The organism is Flavobacterium soyae, assembly GCF_021245985.1.
Taxonomy (GTDB): Bacteria; Bacteroidota; Bacteroidia; order Flavobacteriales; family Flavobacteriaceae; genus Flavobacterium; species Flavobacterium soyae.
The window spans coordinates 66,443-73,457 of record NZ_JAJQXA010000023.1; the positions used below are offsets into that span (position 1 = coordinate 66,443).

The following is a 7,015-nucleotide window of genomic DNA, read 5'->3' on the forward strand; positions in this document are numbered from 1 at the left end:
TTCCTGTATTTAATGACAGAACTTGCTTTTTACTATTAATCACTGTAATTATTTATTCAGTTTCCCTTCAATAAATTAATGCTTACCGTAGCGATATCAGCTTCTGGAAATCGTTTAAAAATTGCTTTATCCGGAAATAATCCGGCTTCTGCAGCCACATCATTAAAAACATCTATTTCGATAATATATTGGTCAGAAAAACCATGAGTTGCATCGTAAGCTGTTGCAGGGGTTCTTCCTAAATTACCAGCTGCCAGCTTTGGGCTTATAGTATGTAATTCAATTAAAAGCAAACCAAATCTGCGTACATAAGGCGACCACTTTTGTAAATGTTCCAAGAGATTATCTTCTATCAGATTGTTGCTGATTCTTTTTCCTCTAAAGGCAAATGCACCGGTAGATTTACTAATCCTGTTTTCGTCAACATGTTTCGGATCTTTCCAAATTCGGTTGTGATCTAAAAAAGTCCTCACGTTAAGCAAATCTTTCAGGTCAATGTTGTAATTCTCACTCAGATCATCCGAAAGCACATCCGGACGTCCAATATCTCCCCAAATTACCTTTGCCCAAATATCAGCTTTTATAAGATTAGCTCTGGTAACTTTCAGGGCTGTCTGGTTATAATCTGCTCCAACCAGAAATAACGGGTATTCATCCAGCATTTCGCCTCGCAGGGTCTGCCTGTCGATTACTTCAAAAATATGCTCCAGAAAAGCGCCATTACCACAGCCCATATCCAGGATTCCTTTTGGCTGTTGTTCAATAGGCAGGTTAAAAAGCTTAATGATAATCTCATCTACAACTTTAAAATAAGTGTCGTGAGCGCCGCCGCTTCCCCAAACATTCATTTCACGATCAACATGAATTTCGTTTTCGCCATCGGCTATCATTCTTAAAACAGCCGGATCACCAAAAATTAATTCTTCAATTTTAGCAAATGTTGGCAGGTATGAAACCGTAACCCCATAAGCAGTGGCCCGTTTTGCAAAAAACAAACCTGTTTCGGTAAATTGATAATTGCCGTTTTTTTCCAGAAACCATCCAAGATGCACAAAAAAGTCTAATATCTTTTTAAAATTTTCAGGGGATTTATGAAATTCTTCAGGCCTGAAAGAAGTCTCCATAAAATATTTATGAAACATTCCGTTCATGGCAAGACGCACAATTGTCGGCCCGATTAAATAACCCTCAATATGTTTTAAAATTTGTTCCTGAATGCTATTTGTTAATGGATCATCAGAGAATTCAATTCCGTAATTTTTTTTATATTTTTCAAAAATAAGGTTCAGTTTTTCAAATGGTACATCTTCAAAGAGGCGAGGATGAAACTGAATAGAAAACTGAAGCAGATCAACAACGTCTTCATAGAGATAAAACATCGAAAAGGCCGTTTCGGTTTTTTCATTTACAGAGATTGTAATTACCTGAGTTTTATTATTGACTTCATAATCTAAAAAACCCTGAGAAGCCAAAATTCTCAAACCCACATTAAGATAACCTTCATTTGCTTTAAAAGCTGTTGCAAGCTCTGTTAATTGTACTTGTTTTTTGTTTAAGATAAACTCTAAAACTGCATAATTCTTTAGTGCTATTGCTGCCGGAGCAACAGCCAGGCCGTCAAGATGTCTGAAAATAGAACTTCGGAGCTGCGATTTATTGATCATAGTTAAAGAATGAAGTTATGTTAAAATTAGTGATTATTTTTTAAACTAAAGATGTATCGGTTTGAATAATAATGCTGTTTCTTTTTCCCGATTATGGTTTAAAAAAATAACAGATATTCTTAATTAACCCTGCCGGTTTAGAAAAATTCTTACACGGTAAAAAAATGTAAATAAATGGTAAGTGTCTTTATTTTAGAGGTTTAAAAAAAGTAGATTAATGTAATTAACATTTTTTTTGCAAAAATATCAGTTAAAGTTTTTGAGTTAATTTTTTTAATCTACTTTTGTTCTATCAAATTAGTAGTATTTAAAGTAAATACTGGAATTATAAATATTTTAGTTTCTAAGTCATAAAATATTTCAATAAGAAGAAACCTAAACGATTGAAGTAAAATAGTATACAGGCCAATTAAAATAATAATAATCAAAAAAAATAAAAAATGAAGAAACGAATGTGCTGCAGATAAAAAACATTTCTGTTGCAGCAGAAATGGTGAAGCTTAAAGAAATTGTACATCTCTCTATAAGGAAAGCGAGAGTGGAGTAAAATCTATTTTCGCCCCACCTTATTTATTAAACTAAAAAAAGTAATGAAAAAAAAATTAAATAGATATACATGGATATGTATTTTGTTGATTTCCATAGGGATTAAAGCTCAGGAGACAAAACCTTTAATCCAGTCAAAACTTGAGGGAACAGTAATAGATGCTGTTACAAAGGAGCCTGTTATTGGAGCTTCGGTAAATATTAAAGGAACTACACATGGTGTTTTAACAGATTTTGACGGGAAGTTTTTTTTCCAGACAGGACAAAAATTTCCTTATACGCTGGTAGTAAGTTTTCTGGGATATAAAAAAGCAGAAACGGTAGTTACTCAAAATTCAGTTGTTATTAGTCTTGATCAGGAACAAAATCAGTTGTCAGAAGTTGTAGTGACCGCATTAGGTATTACTAAAGAAAAGAAATCTTTAGGATATACTACCCAGTCACTTAAAAATAAGGAATTGGTAGATACAAAAGAAACCAACTTTTTAAATAATCTTACCGGTAAACTGGCAGGTGTGCGAATCACCAATTCACAGGGAGATATGGGATCTTCTCGTATTATTATTCGTGGAGAAACCTCTATTGCAGGAAATAACCAGCCGCTATTTGTGGTAGATGGAGTTCCGGTAGATAACTCACAGTTAGGAAGTGTTGGCGGGGCTACCCGTGATTTTAAAAATGCAATTGCCGATTTAAATCCTCAGGATATTGAATCATTAACGGTACTAAAAGGTCCAAATGCTGCGGCTCTTTACGGATCTCGTGCGGCACATGGTGTTGTACTTATCACTACAAAATCTGGTAAAAACCAAAAAGGACTTGGCATTAGTTTTAGTACTGGTATAACGGTTTCTCAGGTTACTACTTTACCTCGTTTTCAAAATACATTTGGACAAGGTTCAAACGGAAGGTTTAGTTATGTAGATGGTAAAGGAGGCGGAATTAATGATGGAGTTGATGAAAGCTGGGGGCCTAAAATGGACGGACGTCTTATTCCTCAATTTTATTCAAATGGCGAAGCGGTGCCTTTTGTTTCTCATCCTGATAATGTTAAGGAATTCTTTAATACTGGTCTTACTTATGATAACAGTATTTCTGTAGCTAAATCAGATGAAAAGTCAGATTTTCGTTTAGGGGTAAATAATCAAAAACAGTTAGGAACTGTACCTAACAGTGAGGTAAACAAAACAAACTTTAGTATTAATTCTAATTACCAAATCTCTAAAAATATTAAAGTAGGAGTAACGGGCAATTATATTGTTACTGATGCCCCGGCTTTACCGGGCGGTCCATCCGGTAATCGTGCTGCGGGTGTAATGCTTCAGTTTCTTTGGTTCGGACGTCAGGTCGATATCAATCAGCTTAGAAGTAATAGAGACGTTAACTGGAACAACAGTTATTACAGCAACCCGTATTGGAATGCTTATTATAATACTACCAGCCAGCAGCGTAACCGTTTAATTGGAGATATCCATTTGGATGCAAAGCTTGCAGAAGGACTTAATTTTAGGTTCCGTACCGGAATTGACTATTATAACGACCGCAGAAAATACAAGATTAAATATGGTACAAACGGAACTCCTTACGGATCGTATGCTGAAGATGCATATACTGTAAGCGAAAGAAATACAGAAGGTATTTTTACTTATACCAAAAAACTGAGTGATGATTTTAGTTTAGATGCTCTTGGCGGATTCAATATTCGTAACCACAGCGATGCAAACAATTATCAAAAAGCACCACGTTTGGCTGTACCGGATTTATATACTTTGACGAATTCTCGTGATCCGTTAACTTCATCAAACGCATATTCAAGATTGAGGGTATACAGCGCGTATGCTTCGGCACAGTTTGGTTATAAAAATTATGCTTATTTAAATCTTACGGCACGTAATGACTGGTCATCGACATTACCGAGCAGTAACCGTTCTTATTTTTATCCTTCTTTTAACGGAAGTTTAGTTTTATCTGAGGCTTTGAATTTGAAAAGTAATACACTTGATTTCTTAAAAGTACGCGGCGGCTGGTCTGAAGTTGGTAACGATGCAGATCCGTACCAATTGTCTACAGTTTACAATTTCCAAACTGCATTTGACGGAAATCCAATTCAAACTTCTTCACAGAAAAAATTGAATGAGAACCTGAAACCGGAAACAACCCGTTCTACAGAAGTAGGTTTAGAAGCTTCTTTTTGGAAAAACAGACTGCACTTTGATGCTGCTTATTATAACACGAATAGTTTTGACCAGATTTTGGAAATCAAAACAACGGCTTCAAGCGGTTATAATTCACAATTAATCAATGCAGGAAAAATAAACAATCGTGGTATAGAAGTTCAATTGGATGGAAACCCTGTTCAAACTGAAAATTTCAAATGGAATGTCGCTTTAAATTATTCTAAGAATAAAAGCGAAGTAAAGATTTTGGACTACAACAGACAAATTCAAAACTATACCATTGGTTCTTCGGGAGGTGTTGATGTATTAGCATCTGTTGGACAGGCTTACGGCGCACTTTATGGCACAGCTTATCTGCGTGATGCAAACGGAAATATTGTTGTAGGTGCAAACGGACTGCCAAAAGCTGATCCGCAAAAGAAAGTATTAGGACATTATACTCCAGACTGGATTGGCGGTATTACAAACACATTAACGTACAAAAATATTGAACTTTCATTTCTTGTTGATGCCAGTGTAGGGGGAGAGCTTTTCTCTGGAACTAACAGAACGGGTAATTATACAGGAGTGCTGGCTCAAACAATGCAAGGACGTGATGCTGCAAATGGCGGGTTAAACTACTATTTAGCAGGTACTACAAAAACTTTATTGCCGGCAGGTGCAGCTGCGCCAGGTGGAGCTACGGTATACGATGATGGTATGATTTTTAACGGTGTATATGCTGATGGAACTCCAAATACTCAGGTACTTAGTGCGCAGGAATATTACAAAGCATCATACAATATCAGCGAAGCTTATATCTACAGCTCAACTTTTGTAAAATTAAGAGAAGTAAAACTTACTTATAATGTAGATAAAAAACTAGCCAGAAAAATTGGATTTGATGGGGCAAGTATTACTGCTGCAGGCCGTAACTTGTTCTTTATTTACAAAGATGCACCAAATATTGATCCTGAAACAGCTTTCAATACCGGAAATGCTCAAGGATTGGAGAGTTTAGCGCTGCCGACAACCAGAAATTTCAGCCTTAATTTAAATCTTAAATTTTAAAACACAAAATCATGCTAAAAAGAATAGCTTATATAACTCTATTTGCATTGACACTGACCTCGTGCAGTGATACCTTGGATGATATTAATGAAAACCCAAATGCAACAGAAACACCATTGGCACCTTACTTGTTAACTGGAACATTAAAACAGAGTGCTGACTTATACTGGGGATCGGAAAATAATTTTAACTCGTCTTTGTTATTTGTTCAGCATTGGGCTAAAATCCAATACACAGAACCGGACAGGTACGATGTATCGAATACTTCTTTCACTTCATTGTGGAATACCGGATATGCAACCTTAATTACAGATTTGAACACAATTCTTAATTTCCCGGCAGACCAGGCAAATTCAAATTACAAAGGGATTGCACTAACGCTGCGTTCATGGACATTTTTGTTGCTGACAGATGCTTACGGAAGTATTCCTTATAAAGAAGCAGGTCAAAAAGTAACACCGGCATATAATACTCAAAAAGAAGTATATACAGGATTACTTGAAGATTTGAAACAAGCGCAGTCTTTGCTAAATACAGCAAACGGTACTGTAACCGGAGATTTGGCTTATAAAGGCGATATTTCAAAATGGAAAAAACTGGTAAATTCACTTCGTCTGCGTATCGCATTGAGAATTTCAGACAGAGAACCAGTTTTAGCGAAACAAACTGCAATTGATGCAACAAGCGATGCTGCTGGGGTACTTAGCAGTAACAGTGATACTTTTAAGTTTACTTATACAAGTTCGCCTCAGCAAAATCCGGCATCGGCTTGGTTTGAAACTCGTGATGATTATCGTATTTCGAAAACATTGGTTGATAAGTTAAATGAGCTCGCTGATCCGCGTTTACCAGTTTACGCTCAACTGCCATCAGATGCAACTGTGGGTAAATATGTTGGAGGCGCTAACGGATTGTCTAATAGTGATGCCAATAGTCAGGGTTTTGCCAAAACATCAAAACCGGGTACTTACTTCCTGACTTCGTCATCGCCGGCTGTAATTGCTTCTTATTCAGAAACATTATTCAATCTTGCCGAAGCTGTTGCTCGTGGTTATATTTCCGGAAATGCAGAACAGCTTTATAATGATGCAATTACAGCATCGTTCAATCAGTTTGGTATTACTAATGCAGCGACTATTGCTGCCTACCTTAATCAGGCAGTTGTGAAATACGACGCATCAAATTATGCCAAATCGATAGGAACACAAAAATGGATTGCTTTTTACGGACAAGGCCTTGATGCTTTTACGGAGTGGAGAAGACTGGATTATCCGGTATTAACTGCCGGTCCTGCTACGGTTTTGGACGGAAAGCTGCCTTCTCGTTTCTTCTATCCGGGTACTGAGCAGTCGTTGAACGGTGCCAGCTACCAGGCAGCAATTGCTGTACAAGGAAAAGATCTGCTTACTACGAAATTATGGTTTGATGCGAATTGATATTCTACTAAATACAAAAGAGGCTGTCTCAAAAGTGAGGCAGCTTTTTTTGTGGCATAAAAAAAGGAAAGCTTTCGCTTTCCTAATTCTTGCAATTTGATTAAATTGCGGTGTGTGTATAGCTTCAAAAGTAGTCTTTAAA

Annotated in this window: 3 protein-coding genes; 2 read left to right on the top strand and 1 reads right to left on the bottom strand. The window is 36.6% G+C overall.

Going from position 1 to position 7,015, the window contains the following annotated elements; genetic code table 11:
• Positions 1-56 precede the first annotated feature (56 nt).
• On the bottom strand, positions 57-1,664 hold the full coding sequence (locus LUU93_RS20300) for a class I SAM-dependent methyltransferase (RefSeq protein WP_232682984.1): 1,608 nt from the start codon (positions 1,662-1,664) through the stop codon (positions 57-59).
• 590 nt (positions 1,665-2,254) lie between these two features.
• Here LUU93_RS20300 and LUU93_RS20305 point away from each other — a divergent pair.
• Positions 2,255-5,437: a SusC/RagA family TonB-linked outer membrane protein gene (locus LUU93_RS20305; RefSeq protein ID WP_232682985.1), complete on the top strand. Its 3,183-nt coding sequence runs from the start codon at positions 2,255-2,257 to the stop codon at positions 5,435-5,437.
• Between the two features lie 11 nt (positions 5,438-5,448).
• Positions 5,449-6,873 carry a SusD/RagB family nutrient-binding outer membrane lipoprotein gene (locus LUU93_RS20310; RefSeq protein ID WP_232682986.1) on the top strand — a complete coding sequence of 475 codons (1,425 nt, stop codon included), beginning with the start codon at positions 5,449-5,451 and terminating at the stop codon, positions 6,871-6,873.
• Positions 6,874-7,015: the final 142 nt, after the last annotated feature.